This is a genomic window from Candidatus Methylomirabilis limnetica, from assembly GCF_003044035.1.
In the GTDB taxonomy this organism is placed as follows: Bacteria; Methylomirabilota; Methylomirabilia; order Methylomirabilales; family Methylomirabilaceae; genus Methylomirabilis; species Methylomirabilis limnetica.
On the sequence record NZ_NVQC01000010.1, the window covers coordinates 19235 to 37061 of the forward strand.

The following is a 17827-nucleotide window of genomic DNA, read 5'->3' on the forward strand; positions in this document are numbered from 1 at the left end:
CAGACAACCTTGTTAGGTATTTGTACCTGGTTTGAGAAAAACAACAAGGGCCAAAACAAAGAAATACCTGCCGATCTAGTGGATAAAGGGTGCAAGCAGTGGATAAGGAAAACGGATCGGTAAACAACGTGAATAGTGTGAAGAAAATTAGTAATCACGAGGTAGATAGACTGTAGGAACGCGCACGGATGAGCCAGGCGTTTCCTAATGTGACGCGAAAATAATGGAGACCGAAAAGGTTCCGGGCGCCTTGATTCGGTCCATGCGTAATGACTAACAGCCTTCAGCCTACAGCCTAAACACCTTGTAGTTATAACAAACCAAGGACGGTCGATGCTACCTTCTCTCCAACTGATCAAATCGCCTATGCTTCAAACCATCGAACACCGCATCGCCACCGAGCTCGGGGTCAAGCCCGCCCAAGTCATTGCCACGGTTCAATTGCTCGAGGAGGGTGCCACCGTTCCCTTTATAGCCCGCTATCGCAAGGAAATCACCGGCGAGCTCGACGACATCCAACTGCGGTTGCTTGAGGAACGACTGACCTATCTGCGCGAACTCGAAGAGCGCCGTGCGACAGTGCTTGCGTCCATAGAGGAGCAGGGCAAGCTGACTGCCGAGTTGAAAGCCGGGATCGATGGTGCCGAGACCAAACAGCGCCTCGAAGACCTCTACTTGCCCTATAAATCCAAACGACGCACCAAGGCCCAGATTGCTCGAGAGGCAGGTCTAGAGCCCTTGGCCGATGCCCTGTTAGGCGATGCAACACTAGTTCCGGAGATTGAAGCCGCAAAATATGTTCGAACTGACATTGAACCGCCGGAGCAGTGTGTACAGGATGTCAAGGTCGCGCTCGATGGGGCGCGCCAGATCCTGATGGAACGGTTCTCTGAGGATGCCAGGCTGCTTGACGGGCTGCGTCATTACCTGTCCGATAATGCACTGATCGTCTCCAGGGTGGCCGAGGGCAAGGAGACAGAAGGCGCCAAGTTCCGCGACTGGTTCGATTTCCGTGAACCAATCAAAAGCGCTCCATCGCACCGGGTTCTGGCAATGTTGCGAGGCCGCAACGAGGAGATCCTGCGTTTGGCGCTGAAGACCGAACCTGAACTTGAAGAGCCGCCGCGTGCCTCGCCCTGCGAAGCCATGATTGCAGGCCATTTCGGCATCGCCGACAAAGGACGCCCGGCGGACAAGTGGTTGCTGGACTCGGCGCGCTCGGCCTGGATGGTCAAGCTCTCGCTGCACCTCAAGCTTGAACTGATGAACCAGATGCGGGAACGTGCCGAGGAAGAAGCCATCCGGGTCTTCGCCCGCAACCTTCACGATCTGCTGCTCGCGGCACCGGCCGGACCGCGCATCACTATCGGTCTTGATCCAGGGATTCGCACCGGAGTCAAAGTCGCTGTCATAGACAAGACCGGAAAACTCGTCGACACCTCCACGATCTACCCTCACGAACCGCGCCGGGACTGGGAAGGTGCGCTTGCTACTATTCGCCAGTTGGCTCAAAAGCACGGTGCAGAGTTGATCGCCATCGGCAACGGCACAGCCAGCCGGGAAACCGACAAGCTCGCCGCCGATCTCATCAAGCGCCACCCCGAATTGACACTGGCCAAGGTGGTGGTATCGGAGGCAGGGGCCTCCGTGTATTCAGCCTCCGAACTGGCCTCGAAGGAATTCCCCGATATAGACGTCTCATTGCGGGGTGCAGTTTCCATCGCGCGCCGTCTGCAGGACCCCTTGGCAGAACTGGTCAAGATCGACCCGAAGAGCATCGGTGTCGGCCAGTATCAACACGATGTGAATCAGGGCAAACTGGCAAAGTCGCTCGGCGCAGTGATCGAGGACTGCGTTAACTCGGTCGGCGTCGACGTCAATACCGCATCCGTGCCGCTACTGACTCGCATCTCCGGTCTCACCCCGACACTTGCCGGTAACATCGTCAGCTACCGCGATCAGCATGGCGCCTTCAAGAGCCGCAAGCAGTTGCTGCTTGTCCCCCGCCTGGGCGATAAAACATTCGAACTGGCTGCCGGTTTCTTGCGCATCAACAATAGTGACAACCCGCTCGACGCCTCGGCTGTGCATCCAGAAGCCTATCCCGTCGTCGAGCGAATTCTCGCCGACATCAGAAAGGGCATCCGTGAAGTGATCGGCGACAGCAAGGCCGTGCGCGCCCTCAAACCCGAGAAATACACCGATGATAAATTCGGCCTGCCCACAGTACAGGACATTCTCAAGGAACTCGAAAAACCAGGTCGCGATCCACGACCTGAGTTCAAGGCCGCCACATTCCGCGAAGGGGTTGAAAATCTCAAAGACCTTGAGCCCGGGATGATGTTGGAAGGCAGCGTCACCAATGTCACCAATTTCGGCGCCTTTGTCGATATCGGCGTACATCAGGATGGCCTCGTCCATATCTCAGCGCTTGCCAATAAGTTTGTCAAAGACCCGCACAGTATCGTCAAGGCTGGCGACGTCGTGAAGGTCAAAGTGTTGGAGGTCGATATCGCACGCAAGCGCATTGCCCTGACCATGCGCCTGTCGGACGAAGTCACAGCGAGGATTGACGGCACCATTGCGCATCGAGTAGGCAAAGCCTCGCGACCGAAACCAGATGCAGTACAACAAAGCGGTGCGATGGCAGCGGCTTTCGCGAAGTTGAATCAGTCATAATGGGTGGGGCCGGAATCTTCCGCATGCCTGGAAGTACCAATCGACTGCAGCGTCGCGCAATCCGACCCCGTAATAATACGTGGGACAAGTGAGACACCGCGATGCCCGTGACGCAGGCTATTCTCGTTCGCCGACCGAGTGATTTGACGGTCGCCTGGGCGCAACGCATCGTTTCGCAACATGCTGCCGACGCCACCGTATCTGAGGTCAATGTCCTGTCCGTTGATATCGGGACGACCACCCGGGTACGCGTCGCGGTTGAACACAATGGGCCGGAAGCGTTGCCCCGTCGTTGGTTCGTGAAGCTGCCGTCGCGGTCTTGGCGAGCATGGTGCATCACGGCGTTACCTCGCCTCCTCCAGACGGAAGTGCGTTTCTATCAAGAAACAACGCAGGCTGTCCCGGTACTTCAGCCCACCGTCTTAGCGGCGCAGAGCCAATGCGGACGGGGTACGACACTGGTCCTTGCCGACGTGACAGAGCATGGCGCTATCCCCGGCGCTCCCGGGGATGCTTTGACGGCGGAGCAAGCGGCCCTGGTGGTCGAACAACTGGCCCGACTCCACGCGCAGTTTTGGCAGAAAGCTAGCCTCGACCATGAATATCGCTGGATGGCTGGTCCTGTCCGGCGCTGGGAAGATCGGCTGGGAACAGCCATGGCAGTGCCATTGATGCAACGGGGGTTACGGCGTGCCGGGAGCGCCGTTCCCATAGCGCTCCACGCCCCCGCTACGCACTATGCGCGCCGGCGTTGCCACGTGATGCGTGTGCTTGCAGACGGCCCACGCACCCTCGTCCATCACGATGTACATCCCGGCAATCTCTTCTGGCAGCAGTCCCAACCAGGACTCCTCGACTGGCAGCTCGTCCGCATTGGTGAGGGGATTGGCGATGTCGCGTACTTCCTGGCCACCGCGCTCACACCCGAAATCCGGCGGACGTGCGAAGCGCGCATCCTCGCACGGTATCAACAAGTCCTTGCGGACCATCAGATCGCGGCTCTCGATTCCACAACGCTGCGGCAAAGATATCGCGCCCATCTCCTCTATCCCTTCGAAGCCATGGTGGTGACGCTTGCGGTCGGTGACATGATGCCCCTGGAGAGCAATCTCGAACTCATCCGCCGAGCGGCCGCGGCGATTGAGGATCACGACGCCTTTGCGGTCATACCGGCAGGAAAGTAAGGCAAACCCTAATGTCAAGATAGAAAAAGGTAGTAGTGAGCCTGTAGGTCGGGTTAGCGCAGCGTAACCCGACGAAGCACATGCTGGAATGTATCCAGCGGAGTGGGGACAGGGTGCGATAGAAATCGAGGGGGTGGGATTTGAGGGATGGAATAGGATTGTCGGGTTATGCTACGCTAACCCGACCTACTTACCGTCGGCGCATACTTTACGCTCGTGTGGGTCTTGGAGCGTTTCGGTGTGAGTCTGTAGGGTCACGCCCAATCAGACATTGAAGCGGATGGTCATGATATCGCCGTCAGCCACGAGGTACTCTTTTCCCTCAAGGCGTAGCAGTCCTTGGTTTCGGGCCGTTGCCAGCGACCCACAGCGGTCGAGCGCCTCGTAGGCCACCACCTCTGCTCTGATGAAGCCATGCTCCAGGTCGCTATGGATGGCCCCGGCCGCCTGCATCGCCGTCGAGCCGTGAGGGATCATCCAGGCCCGCACCTCATCGCTGCCTACGGTAAAGAACGTCGTGAGACCAAGGAGGTCATAGCAGGCCTGGCGCAGCCGTGGCGCCGCGGAAGCCCCAAGGCCAAGCTCGGCACAGAAGGCGCTCGCTTCATCAGGGGGCAGGTCCGCCAACTCCAGTTCCAGTTTGGCGGATATGGCCATTGGGGCTGACTGAGAGGCCCCCATCGCCGGTAGGGCCTTCAGGCCGTCGGGCCCTCCATCAGCCTCTTCACCGGTGTTGACCACCAGAAGGCTCGGCTTGGCCATAAGGAACTGAAAGCCGCGAAGCAAGCGCTCATCTTCAGCGGTCAGTGCCATCCCGCGCAGGGGCTTTTCCTCCTGCAGTGCTGCGTAACATCGTTTCAAGAGGGCCAGCTCCTGAGGACTCTCGCCCTTCTTCCCCTTTCGCATCGCCTCTTCGATCTTGGCGATTCGCTTCTCTACCACATCCAGATCGGCCAGGATCAGTTCAGCCTGTAGTGTGTCCGCATCCTTGGCCGGATCGACGCGCCCTTCGATGTGGGGGACCCGCTCGTCCTCAAAGGCCCGAACGACCATGAGCAGGGTAGTGGTCTGCCGCATCTGAGGGAGGAGCTGTCCACCAGGGCTCGTGGGTTTGCCGGATTCTTTCACGAGCGGGGCGAAGTCCACGAGCTCGAAGCTGGCAGGTGTGAGCTTTTTTGGCTTGAACATAAGAGCCAGCCGATCGAGACGGGGATCGGGGACCTTGACGACGGAGATCGAGGCCTCCAACTGGCCCGCATGGTGGCTTGGCTGGCCGTGGGTCAGCAGTTGGTAAACGGTGCTCTTGCCGGAGGCCGGCAGTCCAATGATACCGATGCGCATCTGCTCTATCTCCTGATTATGGTCCACCTCGTAGGCCGCTCATACGGCGTTGTCACAGTATCACAGGCTCAGGGTACGCGCCACCGAAACCGGCCTGGCCTCGTGCTTTTGAATTGAAATATTCCCGACCTGTGGTAAGCTCAACTTCCAATGAAGGCCTACCTGGATATCGAAACCTCGTTCGATGGCGCCATTACGGTGGTAGGCTTGTATGCTGCCGACCGAGGGCTGATTCAGTTGGTCGGTACAAAGATCAGCGATGTCACAGTCTGGCAGGCGCTTGAAGGCGTGGATACGGTCTGTACGTATAACGGCAGCCGCTTCGACCTTCCGGTGATCCGCCGCCGTCTTGGCCTCGACCTGCGCGCGACGCTTCAATCCCACGACCTGATGTATACGTGCTGGCGACATCGCCTGTTCGGCGGGCTGAAACGGGTAGAGGAGCAGCTCAGTATCCCCCGGCGTTCGAAGGGGGTCGATGGCATTGAAGCGATGCGGCTATGGTCCAGATATGAGGATGGCGGTGATGAGGAGGCGCTACAGGTGCTCCTCACCTACAACGGCGAGGATGTTTTGAACCTCCCGGTCCTCGAAGCACGGCTAGTGGAGCTCGAAAGCACGTATGCGCGTCGCGATTAAGACCCTGGGGTGCCGGCAGAATCAATCTGAGAGCGATGCCCTCCAGGAGTCGCTACGGCGGGATGGACACACGGCGGTTGGCCCTGACGAAGCGGCCGATCTTTTCATCATCAACACCTGTGCCGTGACGCAGGAAGCCGATGCCGACTCGCGACAGATGATCCGGCGAGCGATCCGCCACAACCCGTTGGCCCGTGTGGTCGTTACGGGGTGCTATGCCCAGGTGGCTTCCGGGGCAGTTGCCGCAATCCCCGGTGTGGACTTGGTTGCAGGTAATGGCGAGAAGGCACAATTGCCTGCGCTAATATCGGGCCTGGGCGACCGGAGGCCGCCGCTCATTGCCGTCGGCGACATACAGCGGGTAAGCCGCTTTACCGCGCTTCCACCACCGATTGGTGCAGCACGGAGCCGGGCGCTGCTCAAGATCCAGGATGGGTGCAACTATCGGTGCACCTTCTGTATCGTACCAGAGACCCGCGGGCCGAGCCGGAGTCAGACGAACGATGCCGCAATGCGAGACTTGCGGGCCCTCGTGGATGCCGGGTATCCCGAGGTGGTCCTGACCGGGACTCACCTGGGCACGTACGGGCGCGACCTGCCGATCGGCAGTTCAATTGCCGGATTAGTCGCTCGGATGCTGGAGGTGGCGGCGCCCGCGAGGTTGCGTCTGAGCTCGCTCGATCCGCATGAGGTGGGGGAGGATCTGGTCGCCCTCTTTGATCGCTTCGGAAACCTTTGCCGTCATCTGCACCTGCCACTGCAGAGCGGCGATGAGGCTGTCCTGAAGCGCATGCGACGCCCGCACACGGCCGACGATTTTCGCCGGCTGGTAGAGCGGCTTGCGGAGGCGGTCCCCGGGATCGCCATCGGGACAGATATCATTGTCGGTTTTCCTGACGAGGGGGACGCAGAGTTTGAGAACACCTACCGGCTGCTCGACCGTCTGCCGATTGCCTATCTTCACGTGTTCAGCTACTCACAGCGGAAAGGAACCGTCGCTGCCTCAATGCCGAACCATGTTCCTAAAAGCGTGAGGGCAACCAGGAGCGCTGCTATCCGGGCGCTGAGCGAAGCGAAGTGGCAGAAGTTTCGACAGACACAGGTCGGGCAGTTGTTCACGGCTGTCGTCCTGGACAGGCGGGATGCGCGACCCGGGCGGATCGAGGCGCTGACCGACAATTATATCACGGTGGGAATCCAGGATGCTGAGGGGTACATCGGTCGCACGGTCGATCTGAGCATCGAGGCGGTGACCGAACGGGAGACCGTTGGGCGCCTGCGCGCGCGATGTGCCGATGATTTCATACCTACGCCGGAGGGAAAATGAGCCAGGGGCTGATCGGTATCATCGGCGGAAGCGGGTTGTACGAAATGGAGGGACTCGATCGGGTTGAGGAGCGGCGCATCGAAACCCCCTTTGGGGCGCCGTCAGATGCCTACATTATCGGGTCCCTGGCAGGGCGACGGGTGGCGTTTCTCGCGCGGCACGGACGCAGCCATAGCCTGATGCCGTCCGAGCTGAATTTCCGCGCAAACATCTTCGGGTTCAAGCTCCTGGGCGCGGAGTGGGTAATCTCCGCCTCGGCGGTGGGCAGCATGCGCGAGGATCTCCCGCCTCTGGACATTGTCATTCCAGATCAGTTCTTCGATCGAACGAAGGGGCGGGTCAGCACCTTCTTCGGGGGCGGCCTCGTAGCCCATGTGAGCTTCGCCGATCCGACGTGTCCGATCCTGGGAAAGTCGCTGTTCGCCGCCGGGCAGTCGGTCGGGGCCAGAATACATCGCGGTGGCACGTACCTGTGCATCGAGGGGCCGCAGTTCTCGACCAGGGCCGAGTCGCGGATCTATCGAAGTTGGGGCGTGGATGTCATCGGGATGACGAATCTGCAAGAGGCGAAGCTCTGCCGCGAGGCCGAGATCTGCTATGCGACGCTGGCCCTGGTGACCGATTATGATGTCTGGCACGAGACAGAGCAGGATGTGTCGGTGGAGGCGGTAGTGGCTATCCTCAAGCAAAACGCCGAGACCGCCAAGGCCATCATCAAGACCACGGTGTCGTCGTTTCCGGCCGGCAGGGAAGGCTGCGCGTGCGGGAGCGCGATGCAGGATGCGATCATCACCGCTCGCGACGCCATCCCAGCCGATGTGCGCGAGCGACTGCGGCCGATCATTGGGAAGTATGTTCAGTAACGTGAGAAGTGTACCCCCCCACCCTTCCCTCCCCCTCGGAGGGGGGAGGGGTAGAGAGGGGGTGCGAGGCGCATTATGAGTATCCTTGTTGTTGGATCGGTCGCGCTTGACTCCGTCCAGACGCCGTTCGGTAATGCGAAAGAGGCGCTGGGTGGTTCCGCGACGTACTTCTCGGTGGCGGCAAGTTTCTTTACCGATGTTCGGGTTGTGGCAGTAGTGGGGGAGGACTTTCCAGAAGAGCACCTGGCGTTTCTGAAGAGCCGGTCGATTGATCTTGAAGGGCTGGTTCGGGTCCCTGGGCGGACCTTTCGGTGGGCTGGAGAGTACGGGTTTGATCTGAACGAGGCTAAGACGCTGGAGACGCAGCTCAATGTGTTTGCAGCGTTTCAGCCGGAGATCCCGAAGGCGTACAAAGAAAGCGAGTTGGTCTTCCTGGCCAACATCGATCCCGATCTGCAGCGGCAAGTTCTTGGCCAGGTGAGCCTGCCGAGGCTGGTGGCGGCCGACACGATGAACTACTGGATCAACGGGAAGCCCGAGGCGCTCCGGGAGACCCTGAAGCTGGTCGATATCCTGCTGATTAACGACGCCGAGACCCGTCAGCTTGCCGGAGAGCCGAACCTGGTCCTGGCGGCGCAAAAGATATTGAGTTGGGGACCCACCTCGCTGGTCATCAAGCGGGGAGAGTACGGCGCGCTGATGATCCGAAAGGGCGGGTGGTTTGCCGCGCCAGCGCTCCCACTCGATTCGGTGTTTGACCCGACGGGAGCGGGTGATTGCTTTGCCGGCGGATTCATCGGGTATCTTGCCAATACGATGAATTTCGAGGAGCAGAACATCCGGAAGGCGATCGTGATGGGATCGGTAATGGCCTCTTTTAACGTTGAGGCCTTTTCGCTCGATCGCTTACGACGGCTTACCTATCCTGAAATCGAGGCGAGGTACAAGGCGTTCAAACGCCTCACGCAATTTGAAGACCTTTAGGCCGAAGGGGAGAACATGATGGCGAATGAGCGCCATAAGGACAAGCTGGAAGAGCTGCGCCGCCGACGCGAAGCCGCCATGCAAGGGGGCGGGCAAGGGCGCATCGATCGGCATCACCAGTCGGGGAAGCTGACAGCGCGCGAACGGATCGACGTGCTTCTCGATCCGGGGAGTTTCACCGAGCTGGACGCCTTCGTCACCCATCAGTGCCACGACTTTGACATGGATCAGCAACGGATCCCTGGTGACGGGGTTGTCATCGGATACGGGACGATCGATGGGCGACAGATCTACATCTTCGCCCAGGATTTCACCGTGTTCGGCGGTAGCCTGAGCGGGGCCCACGCCGCCAAGATCTGCAAGGTGATGGATTTGGCCATGAAGATGGGTGCTCCAATCATCGGCTTGAGCGATTCTGGAGGGGCCAGAATTCAGGAGGGGGTCGTCTCGCTGGCGGGATATGCCGATCTCTTCCTCCGCAACACGTTGGCCTCAGGGGTGATCCCGCAGATCGCGGCCATCATGGGACCATGCGCCGGCGGTGCTGTCTATTCACCGGCCCTGATGGACTTCGTCCTCATGGTGCGCCATACCAGCCACATGTTCGTCACAGGACCTGATGTGATCAAGACCGTCTTACACGAGGAGGTGAGCTTCGAGGATCTGGGTGGCGCGATGACCCATAATGCCACGTCGGGTGTTGCCCACTTTGCTGTCGATTCAGAGCAGGAGTGCCTGGCTTCGATCAGGGAACTCCTCTCTTACCTCCCTCAGAACAACGTGGAAGACCCGTCTCTCCGCGAGTCCAGTGACGATCCGGAGCGGCAAGAGGATGCCCTGAACGCCCTTATCCCAGACAGCCCCAACAGACCGTACGATATGAAGGAGCTGATCCGCATGGTGGTGGACGACGGCGAGTTTCTAGAGGTTCAGGAACACTTTGCCCGGAATATGGTGGTTGGCTTTGGGCGCTTGGGGGGACAGTCGGTCGGGTTTGTCGCCAACCAGCCCATAGCGCTGGCTGGCTGCCTCGACGCCAACTCATCCGTCAAGGCAGCCCGCTTTATCCGCTTTTGCGATGCCTTCAACATTCCCATCATTACCTTGACGGATGTTCCGGGCTACCTCCCAGGCACAGCCCAGGAACATGGCGGTATCATCAAGCACGGAGCGAAGCTGCTTTACGCCTACGGAGAGGCCACGGTACCGAAAATCACCATCATCGTCCGAAAGGCCTACGGGGGCGCCTATTGCGTGATGGGCAGTAAGCATATGCGGGCCGATATCAACTTTGCCTATCCGACGGCGGAGATCGCCGTTATGGGACCAGAGGGGGCGGTCAATATCCTGCATAAGCGGAAGATTGCCGAGGAGGTTGATGACGCTTCTTTCCGCACGGAAAAGGTAGCGGAGTTCCGCGATAAATTTGCTAATCCGTACATTGCCGCAGAGCGGGGCTACATCGATGAAGTGATCGAGCCGAAAGAGACTCGTCCAAAACTGATCAAGGCGCTTAGGTCACTGAGGACAAAGCGCGTGACTAACCCTCCAAAGAAACACGGGAACATCCCACTGTAGAGAGGCAGCGTTCAGCCATCGTAGGGGCAGGGCTTGCCCTGCCCCAGAAGGGCGCAGCAAGCAGCGCCCCTACGATGGGGCTGAATGCTGATAGCTGGCGGCTGATTCACATGTTTGACAAGATCCTGATTGCAAATCGTGGGGAAATCGCTGTTCGGGTGATCCGAGCCTGTCGCGAGATGGGCATCGGCACGGTGGCGGTCTACTCAGAGGCCGATCGAGCTGCGCTGCACGTCAGGTTGGCGGACGAGGCGTACCTGATCGGTCCAGCCCCTTCCCCCCAGAGTTATCTCAAGGTTGACCGGATCATCGAGACCGCGAAGCTGTCAGGCACGAATGCCATCCATCCAGGATATGGCTTCCTGTCGGAGAATGCGGAGTTCGCCTTGCGGTGCGAGGAAGAAGGATTGGTGTTCATCGGTCCTTCCTCTCACGCAATCCGCGCGGTGGGCGGTAAGACTGCCGGCCGGAACCTGGCGAGCAATGCCGGTGTCCCTATCGTCCCAGGGACGACCCGAGACCTCACCGATCAGGAGGTACGAGAGGCCGTCCGAGAGCTTGGCCTGCCTGTGGTCATTAAGGCCTCTGCCGGAGGGGGCGGAAAAGGGATGCGAATCGTCTCAAGCGAGGCGATGCTCGGTAGCGGCATCCGCGCCGCTCGCTCTGAAGCCTCCTCTGCGTTCGGTAGCTCTGCCATCTATGTGGAGCGGCATCTGGGTTCCGCTCGCCACATCGAGATGCAGATTATAGCCGATACCCGGGGCAACGTGGTGTACCTTGGGGAGCGCGAATGCTCACTACAGCGGCGTCACCAGAAGGTCATTGAAGAGTCGCCGTCACCCTTTGTGGACCTCGAACTGAGGCACCGGATGGGAGAGGCGGCGGTGAGGATAGCCAGAGCCGCAGGCTACACGAATGCCGGAACGATGGAGTTCCTGGTCGATCCGTCCAGGAACTTCTATTTCCTGGAGATGAACACGCGGCTACAGGTGGAGCATTCGGTCACCGAGATGGTGACCGGGCTTGACCTGGTGAAAGAGCAGATCCGGATTGCGGCTGGGGAACCGCTCTCAGTACGGCAAGATGAGATCCAGTTGTACGGTCACGCGATCGAGTGCCGTATCTACGCCGAGGATCCCTTCAATAACTTCATGCCGTCGCCAGGACGGATTCGGGCGCTGCGTACGCCTGGTGGGCCTGGCATCCGGATCGAGAGCGCGATCTACGAAGGCTGCGAGGTTCCGATCTACTATGATCCCCTGATCTCGAAATTGGTCGTCTGGGGACGGGACCGTAGCGAGGCGATCGGGCGAATGCGACGCGCCCTGGCTGAGTATGTCGTACTCGGCGTGAAGACTAACATCCAGTTCCACCAACAGGTCCTTAATCTTTCGGAGTTCGTTACGGGCCAGATCCATACGGAATTTCTTGAGAGTTGGCTGGCCACCGGACTAAAGCCAGAGGGCGAGGCTTTCGCGGAGATTGCGCTGATTGCTGGAGCGCTCTATCTCCATACCAGGAAGCGCGCAGCCCCCTCGCCCATCGGGGCCGGCGGCCAGGTGGAAAGTGCCTGGAAGCTCGCCGGCCGTCAGGATGGGCTGCGACGACGATGACCTACTCCGCTGATCTGCATGGCAGAATTCACAGGCTCGCGGTGAAGGGTACGGGATCGCCAGTACCGGTTCAAATTGACGGGAAGACCTATGATGTCGATTTCAGCGCTGGTGACGGCAGTCTTCTCTCACTTATCGTGATGGGCCGCTCGTACGAGGCCGATGTGGTCGAAGAATCGGAGGGGGTCCTTACGGTATGGGTGGAGGGCAAGCTGCACCGAATCGAGTACCAGGAGGAGGGGCGTCGCCCCCGAAGAGGTGCAGGGGTTCCCCGCCAGGACATAGGAGGCCGCCAGATGATTGTGGCCCCGATGCCGGGAAAGGTTGTGGCGTTACTCGTCTCACCAGCGCAAGAGGTGAGTGCGGGTCAAGGGGTGATTGTCATTGAGGCGATGAAGATGGAAAACGAGTTGAAAGCTTCGGGGCCTGGGGTAATCAAAGAGATCAAGGTTCAAGAAGGGGACGCTGTCAGCGGAGGCGATGTCCTCATTATTATTGAGTAACTGTACGGACGGCCAGACCGCACCACGGCGCACGAAACGGCATCTTCACCCCCCCATCCTCACCTTCCCCCTCATGGGGGGGAAGGGACACCTCACGCGAACTCCTCCCCCCGTGGAGGGGGAGGATACAGGTGGGGGGGATTTTCCAGGGAAGCGATATGGACGACGAAGAGCGAATGAAAAGGCTTAAGCGCGAGTGCGATGACTGGCAGGCGAATGTCCTTGAGCCTGCCCTTACGCGCACCCCGGAGCGGAAAAAAGAGTTCCGGACCAGCTCATGCATCGAGGTGAAGCGTCTCTATACGCCCCTGGATCTTGCCGATCATGACTATCTGGATCGGCTGGGATTTCCGGGTAGCTACCCGTATACCCGCGGGGTGAGGCCGACGATGTATCGAAGTCGCCCTTGGACCATGCGGCAGTACGCCGGCTACGGAGTTGCGGAGGAGACCAACCGGCGGTTCCACTTTCTACTTGAGCAGGGCCAGACAGGGCTGTCGGTAGCCTTCGATCTTCCTACCCAGCTCGGGTATGATGCGGATGACCCGATGGCCGCCGGCGAGGTGGGCAAGGTAGGTGTAGCCATCGACTCCCTGGCCGATATGGAGACGCTGCTGCTAGGCATTCCCCTAGATCGGGTGAGTGTCTCCATGACCATCAATGCCACCGCGGCTATCCTGCTGGCGATGTATGTGGTCGTTGCCGGTCGACAGGGCGTCGCGTCCGAACAGCTTGCGGGGACCATTCAGAACGATATCCTCAAGGAATATATTGCTCGTGGGACCTATATCTTTCCGCCCGGACCTTCTATGCGTCTAGTGACCGACACGGTCGCGTACTGTGCCGCGCATCTTCCGCGCTGGAACGCGATCAGCGTCAGTGGGTACCATATTCGGGAGGCAGGTTCGACGGCAGTCCAGGAGGTGGCCTTCACACTGGCCGATGGCATCGCCTATGTGGAGGCGGCAATCACTGCTGGTCTTGACGTGGATCGCGTTGCCTCGCAGATCTCCTTCTTCTTCAACGCCCATAACGATCTCCTGGAGGAGGTAGCCAAGTTTCGGGCGGCTCGTCGCCTCTGGGCTAGGATGATGCGGCGGCGGTTGGGCGCACGCGACCCGAGATCGTGGATGATGCGCTTTCATGCGCAGACCTCCGGCGTGAGCCTCACGGCGCAACAGGCTGAGAACAATGTCGTCCGCGTGGCACTGCAGGCTCTCGCTGCGGTTCTTGGTGGGGTTCAGTCGCTGCACACCGACTCGCGCGATGAGGCGCTGGGACTTCCCACCGAAGACGCGGCCCGCCTCGCGCTCAGGACCCAGCAGATCATCGCCTATGAGAGTGGGGTAACCAACACTATTGATCCGCTCGGCGGCTCCTACTATCTGGAAGCGTTGACCGATCGGATAGAGCGAGAGGCCACCGCCTACATTGAAAGAATCGACGCTATGGGAGGGATGCTTCGGGCGATCGAGGTTGGATTCATCCAACGGGAAATCCAGGAGGCTGCATACCGGGAGCAGTTAGCTACGGAGGAAAGGCAGCGCATCGTGGTTGGAGTAAACGACTATACTACCGCCGAGCCTGTCCACATCCCCGTCTTTGCTGTCGATCCCAAGGTTGAGATGGAGCAGCGGGCGAAACTTGATCGGCTCCGTCGCAGTCGAGATAACAGCAGTGTGGAGCGGGTCCTCCATGCGGTGGATAAGGCGGCGAGAGGGAGCGATAACCTGCTGCCGGTCTTGATCGAGGCGGTCGAGGCCTACGCCACTATTGGGGAGATCTGCGGCGCGTTGCGGTGCGTCTTCGGAGAGCATCGCGAATCGGTCGCACTATGACAGGCGCGAAGCTTACAGCAGTCAGCTTTCAGCTTCTTGGTGATAGCTGATGGCTGATAGCTGACTGCTCTCCTGGCTGGAATATTATGGTTCGTCGGATCGAGCATATTGCCATTGCGGTGAAAGACGTTGAGACCTCGGTGAGGCTATTCGAAACGCTTCTGGGGAAGAGTTGTGGTTCTATCGAGACGCTTCCAGATGAGCGCGTGAAGGTGGCATTCTTCGAGCTTGATGGAGGTCGAATAGAGTTGGTGGAGGGAATCGGCTCGGATAACCCCACGAGTAAATTTATCGAGAGGCGGGGCGAGGGTCTCCATCATATCTGCCTTGAGGTCGAAGACCTGCCTGAGACCCTGAGGCTCCTCCATGCTGCCGGATTCCCCCTCATCGACACGGCTCCCAAGCCGGGGTCCAGCGGTACGAGGGTAGCCTTCTTGCACCCAAAGGGATGCAATGGTGTGCTCATAGAGCTTGTTGAGCAACCCAGTGAAGCGTAGTCGCTGGAGGATCACTATGGGTTGCAGACGATTTATTCCGCTGGTTCCAACTCCTCGCATTGCGTTTCTTTTTGTCCTTCTATTCTCCATATCCCTCATCGCCTCGCCCAGCGGGATGGCGCTGGGACAAGAACGAACGCCTGTTCGAGGCGGAAGCCCCTCTTCCGCTAGAGAGCCGCAGGGCGGATTTGCTGAATCCGCCAGGGTTGTGGCCGAACGACTCGCCGCTTCCTTTCCCCGCGTTGATGGTCTTGTCATCGGATTCGAGCGCGGTCAGGTTCTGATTGATCGTGGGACGGCAGAGGGTGTTTTCCAGGGAATGGAACTCGACGTGTTCCGTGAAGGGGAAGAGTTTAAACACCCGCTCACGGGAGAGATCCTGGGAAGGTTAGATAAGGACCTGGGGATGCTCCGAGTCCTTCGCGCTCACGAGCGCTATTCCGAGGCTACCGTGATCAAAAAGGCCGAAAAGGCCGGCTTTCAAAAAGGTGATCGGGTGAGGGTCTCCATGGCGCGGATGATCGTGGCATTTCCCAATGTCGACGTTGAAGGGGTCAGTGGAGTGGGTGCGCGATCGATGACCAAGGAACTGGCCGCCGCCCTGGTTCGGACAGCGCGTTTCGAGCTGATTGATGAGCGACAGTTGCGATCGATGTTGTTGGCTGACAAGAACCTGAGACCGGAAGAGTTAGCAGATCCTCTAATACTCAAACAACTTTCTGACAAAGGTAAGGTCCAAACGCTTCTGCTGAGCCGCCTGACGCCCACAGCGGACGGCATGTCTCTCGATGTGCAGGTCTATTCAACGTTGACCGGTAACCCGATCGTCCTTGCCAGTGCACAGGTACATCCTGGTGTCATTACTCACGACAAGCCGTCCAGTGGACCCCGGACTGCTGTGGCTGCTAGACCGGCTGTGACGGCGCCGCCGGATACTAGCAAGCCGGCCATTGCACCCCCCCAAGCATCCAGCAGGCCAACAGTCGCGTCCATGCCTTCAGAACATGTTGTACTTGATCCTGTACTCGACGGCTCCATGATGGCTATGGCGGTTGCCGATCTGGAAGGCGACGGAAAGAGCGAGCTTCTCCTGGCAGGGGTTGATCGACTTGTCGCTTTTCGAATCGATGGTCCCGACCTCAGGCCTCTTGCGGAGTACTCGTTGAGCGGCAAAGGAACGGTGGTGACTCTGGAGGCAAATGACGTCACTGGCGATGGAGTGGTCGAGGTCATCATGACCTTGTCGCATAAGGGTCGTTTTAACGCCCTGGTTTTTCAGTGGGCAGACGGTAAGCTCAGACCGATCTTGGAGATACCAGACCTTGTTCTCCGACCTCTGTTTTCCAACGGTAAAACACCTCAGCTCTTTGGCCAGGCGCTGGTGCCAGGGGATCGGACCACGAAACCGATCCACCAGTACACGTGGGATGGACGGAACTTCCAGCCGGGACCTGCCCTCGATGTTCCGGAGGGTGTCTTGCTGCTGGAATTCATGATGGTCGATCTTGGTGGGGATGGAGCAGTGCGGCTCGTAACTTTCAAGGGGGGGACAACACTTGAAGTCCACTCACAAACCGGAGATCGTATTGGGAGCCATAAAGTGAGTGAAGAGGCGATGGCTCCAAAGAACCGAACGTGGCATCGGATTCTGATTGAAAAGGAAATAGTCGGAGAGAGGCCGCAAATAATTCTGCAGCGAGAACAAGAGGCTGGAGTCTGGACGCGACGCTATTGGACTGGAAGCACGGCGATAAGCTTGACCGTTCTAAAATGGGATGGAGCCAGATTCCATGAGGTGAGGGAGATGCCCATATCTGATGGAGCGCTGGTCGACTATGCTGTTGCAGATCTTGGGGAAGGGCTTGGGCGCCGCCTCCTCGCGCTCGTTGTGAAGAGCGGAAGATTGGGATTGGGCAAAAGAAGCGAGATTCAAGGCTTTCGGCTGCAATGACACTCTTGTCTATCTGGTCATTTGATCTAATCTGTACCCATAACCCATCTCCCCTTTTGCAACACCTTGAACCTTGAACGTCGAACCTTGAACCTTGAACATTGCCCTTCTTAGCTCTTCTCGTACATCTGCTCTGCTAGATAGTTTTCATACCCCAGTTCGCTGATCTTGTGAAGCTGCTCCTCGAGCCAACCTACATGACGTTCTTCATCGACAGTGATGCGCTCCAGCAACTCTCGGCTTCCGTTGTCTTGAAGCTCGATGCAGAGCTGCACGCCGGGATTCAAGACCTGGAGCGCAGCCATCTCCAGCGCGAGATCGTTCTCCAGTTGCTGCCGAACATTTGTGCCAATCGTAAGCCGGTCAGGGCCGGACATGTTTGGGGCGCCATCAAGGAATAGGATGCGCTCGATGATCTTGTCGGCATGTTTCATCTCGTCTATCGATTCATCAAAGATCGCCTTGGCCAGGACCTGATAACCCCAGCTCTTACACATTCTGGAGTGCAGGAAATACTGGCTGATCCCCGTCAGCTCCATCCGGAGCGCACTGTTCAATAGCTCAATGATCTGCGGCTGTCCTTGCATCTGATCTCCTCAACTGGAAGGTAGGGGTTAGTAAACTCGCGCGTAACTACTCAGGTAGATAGGCTGAAGGCTGAAGGCTTTTAGGGGTAAGTCATGCGTGATCATACAAAGCTCCGAAAAGGTCTTGAATGGCTGATTTGTGCCTTACGAGATAATTTAGAACCTTCAGCCTTCAGCCTAAACACCTGATTAGTTACAGCCCATCAATCTCTTCTAGACTAAGTTCGCACGTGATGATGTTCG

Annotated in this window: 14 protein-coding genes; 12 read left to right on the forward strand and 2 right to left on the reverse strand. The window is 58.7% G+C overall.

Features of this window, described 5'->3' with window-relative positions; all coding sequences use genetic code 11:
• Positions 1–366 precede the first annotated feature (366 nt).
• Positions 367–2679, forward strand: a complete 2313-nt coding sequence (locus CLG94_RS02040) for a Tex family protein (protein WP_107561256.1) — start codon at positions 367–369, stop codon at positions 2677–2679.
• Between the two features lie 101 nt (positions 2680–2780).
• Positions 2781–3863: a phosphotransferase gene (locus CLG94_RS02045; protein ID WP_193450624.1), complete on the forward strand. Its 1083-nt coding sequence runs from the start codon at positions 2781–2783 to the stop codon at positions 3861–3863.
• Positions 3864–4127: 264 nt separating this feature from the next.
• On the opposite strand, the gene ychF is transcribed toward CLG94_RS02045, so the two are convergent.
• Positions 4128–5204, reverse strand: coding sequence for a redox-regulated ATPase YchF (ychF, locus tag CLG94_RS02050; protein ID WP_107561238.1), 1077 nt, complete (start codon positions 5202–5204; stop codon positions 4128–4130).
• 150 nt (positions 5205–5354) lie between these two features.
• Between ychF and CLG94_RS02055 the strand changes: the two genes are divergently transcribed.
• The 10 genes from CLG94_RS02055 (at position 5355) to CLG94_RS02100 (ending at position 16997) form a co-directional block, all read left to right on the forward strand.
• The gene (locus tag CLG94_RS02055) at positions 5355–5843 is read left to right on the forward strand and encodes a ribonuclease H-like domain-containing protein (RefSeq protein ID WP_107561239.1); all 489 of its coding nucleotides are present in this window, start codon (positions 5355–5357) and stop codon (positions 5841–5843) included.
• Positions 5827–7170, forward strand: a complete 1344-nt coding sequence (gene mtaB / locus CLG94_RS02060; RefSeq protein ID WP_107561240.1) for a tRNA (N(6)-L-threonylcarbamoyladenosine(37)-C(2))-methylthiotransferase MtaB — start codon at positions 5827–5829, stop codon at positions 7168–7170. The genes CLG94_RS02055 and mtaB overlap by 17 nt, the downstream gene beginning before the upstream one ends.
• Complete coding sequence (gene mtnP / locus CLG94_RS02065) at positions 7167–8033, forward strand: S-methyl-5'-thioadenosine phosphorylase (protein WP_107561241.1); 867 nt, start codon at positions 7167–7169, stop codon at positions 8031–8033. The genes mtaB and mtnP overlap by 4 nt, the downstream gene beginning before the upstream one ends.
• Before the next feature lie 75 nt (positions 8034–8108).
• A complete protein-coding gene (locus CLG94_RS02070; protein WP_107561242.1) occupies positions 8109–9017 on the forward strand; it encodes a PfkB family carbohydrate kinase in 909 nt (302 codons plus the stop codon).
• A 15-nt stretch (positions 9018–9032) separates the two neighbouring features.
• Positions 9033–10595: an acyl-CoA carboxylase subunit beta gene (locus tag CLG94_RS02075; protein WP_107561243.1), complete on the forward strand. Its 1563-nt coding sequence runs from the start codon at positions 9033–9035 to the stop codon at positions 10593–10595.
• A gap of 110 nt (positions 10596–10705) precedes the next feature.
• Positions 10706–12208 carry an acetyl-CoA carboxylase biotin carboxylase subunit gene (gene accC / locus CLG94_RS02080; protein WP_107561258.1) on the forward strand — a complete coding sequence of 501 codons (1503 nt, stop codon included), beginning with the start codon at positions 10706–10708 and terminating at the stop codon, positions 12206–12208.
• Positions 12205–12711, forward strand: coding sequence for an acyl-CoA carboxylase biotin carboxyl carrier protein subunit (locus tag CLG94_RS02085; protein WP_107561244.1), 507 nt, complete (start codon positions 12205–12207; stop codon positions 12709–12711). Before accC ends, CLG94_RS02085 begins: the two co-directional genes overlap by 4 nt.
• A 158-nt stretch (positions 12712–12869) precedes the next feature.
• On the forward strand, positions 12870–14549 hold the full coding sequence (locus tag CLG94_RS02090) for an acyl-CoA mutase large subunit family protein (protein ID WP_107561259.1): 1680 nt from the start codon (positions 12870–12872) through the stop codon (positions 14547–14549).
• Between the two features lie 86 nt (positions 14550–14635).
• The gene (mce, locus tag CLG94_RS02095) at positions 14636–15046 is read left to right on the forward strand and encodes a methylmalonyl-CoA epimerase (protein WP_107561245.1); all 411 of its coding nucleotides are present in this window, start codon (positions 14636–14638) and stop codon (positions 15044–15046) included.
• 16 nt (positions 15047–15062) lie between these two features.
• A complete protein-coding gene (locus CLG94_RS02100) occupies positions 15063–16997 on the forward strand; it encodes a VCBS repeat-containing protein (RefSeq protein WP_107561246.1) in 1935 nt (644 codons plus the stop codon).
• Between the two features lie 110 nt (positions 16998–17107).
• On the opposite strand, the gene bfr is transcribed toward CLG94_RS02100, so the two are convergent.
• Entirely contained in the window at positions 17108–17584 is a 477-nt protein-coding gene (gene bfr, locus CLG94_RS02105) for a bacterioferritin (protein WP_107561247.1), read from the reverse strand.
• Positions 17585–17827: the final 243 nt, after the last annotated feature.

Coding starts and splice junctions, on each gene's coding strand:
- mtaB (WP_107561240.1), top strand. CDS start 5,827: ATGCGCGTCGCGATTAAGACCCTGGGGTGCCGGCAGAATCAATCTGAG.
- ychF (WP_107561238.1), bottom strand. CDS start 5,204: ATGCGCATCGGTATCATTGGACTGCCGGCCTCCGGCAAGAGCACCGTT.
- CLG94_RS02040 (WP_107561256.1), top strand. CDS start 367: ATGCTTCAAACCATCGAACACCGCATCGCCACCGAGCTCGGGGTCAAG.
- CLG94_RS02085 (WP_107561244.1), top strand. CDS start 12,205: ATGACCTACTCCGCTGATCTGCATGGCAGAATTCACAGGCTCGCGGTG.
- mtnP (WP_107561241.1), top strand. CDS start 7,167: ATGAGCCAGGGGCTGATCGGTATCATCGGCGGAAGCGGGTTGTACGAA.
- bfr (WP_107561247.1), bottom strand. CDS start 17,584: ATGCAAGGACAGCCGCAGATCATTGAGCTATTGAACAGTGCGCTCCGG.
- CLG94_RS02070 (WP_107561242.1), top strand. CDS start 8,109: ATGAGTATCCTTGTTGTTGGATCGGTCGCGCTTGACTCCGTCCAGACG.
- CLG94_RS02075 (WP_107561243.1), top strand. CDS start 9,033: ATGATGGCGAATGAGCGCCATAAGGACAAGCTGGAAGAGCTGCGCCGC.
- CLG94_RS02045 (WP_193450624.1), top strand. CDS start 2,781: ATGCCCGTGACGCAGGCTATTCTCGTTCGCCGACCGAGTGATTTGACG.
- accC (WP_107561258.1), top strand. CDS start 10,706: ATGTTTGACAAGATCCTGATTGCAAATCGTGGGGAAATCGCTGTTCGG.
- CLG94_RS02055 (WP_107561239.1), top strand. CDS start 5,355: ATGAAGGCCTACCTGGATATCGAAACCTCGTTCGATGGCGCCATTACG.
- CLG94_RS02100 (WP_107561246.1), top strand. CDS start 15,063: ATGGGTTGCAGACGATTTATTCCGCTGGTTCCAACTCCTCGCATTGCG.
- CLG94_RS02090 (WP_107561259.1), top strand. CDS start 12,870: ATGGACGACGAAGAGCGAATGAAAAGGCTTAAGCGCGAGTGCGATGAC.
- mce (WP_107561245.1), top strand. CDS start 14,636: ATGGTTCGTCGGATCGAGCATATTGCCATTGCGGTGAAAGACGTTGAG.